The sequence below is a fragment of the Vibrio sp. 2130-1 genome (assembly GCF_033339515.1).
On record NZ_JAWOUT010000403.1, the window covers coordinates 1 to 634 of the forward strand.

The following is a 634-nucleotide window of genomic DNA, read 5'->3' on the forward strand; positions in this document are numbered from 1 at the left end:
AACCTCATTATCTCAGCATTGTATGGCTACTAGAACAATCGGTTCAGCCCATTCAATGCCGCTACACGATAGGCTTCGGCCATGGTCGGGTCGTTGAAGGTAGTATTCACGAAATATTCAATCGTATTGGCTTGGCCTTTTTGTTCCATGATGGCTTGACCAATGTGGATGATTTCCGCTGCACGTTCACCAAAGCAGTGAATGCCGAGAATTTCCTTGGTTTCACGATGGAACAAAATTTTTAAACTGCCGACATCTTTGCCTGCAATTTGCGCACGGGCCAGATGCTTGAAAGAAGAGCGGCCAACTTCATAAGGCACTTTCGCTGCCGTCAGTTCTTGTTCTGTTTTACCAACAGAGCTGATTTCTGGAATGGTGTAGATGCCTGTTGGGATGTCTTCAATCAGATAGTTTTCAGCCTGACCTTTGGTGATCGCTTGTGCGACAAAGCGACCTTGGTCATAGGCTGCGCTCGCAAGGCTAGGGTAGCCAATCACATCACCCACTGCGTAAATATGCTCAACCGTTGTTTGGTAGTTGCGGTTCACTTTAAGCTGGCCGCGAGAATCCGATTCTAGACCGACGACATCCAAACTGAGTTTGTCGGTGTTACCGGTTCTGCCGTTCGCATACA

At 47.8% G+C, this 634-nt stretch carries 1 protein-coding gene; it reads right to left on the minus strand.

The features are described from left to right. Positions 1-29: 29 nt before the first annotated feature. On the minus strand, positions 30-634 hold a 605-nt coding region (locus R7Q09_RS26485; protein WP_318143985.1), incomplete at its 5' end, for an FAD-dependent oxidoreductase.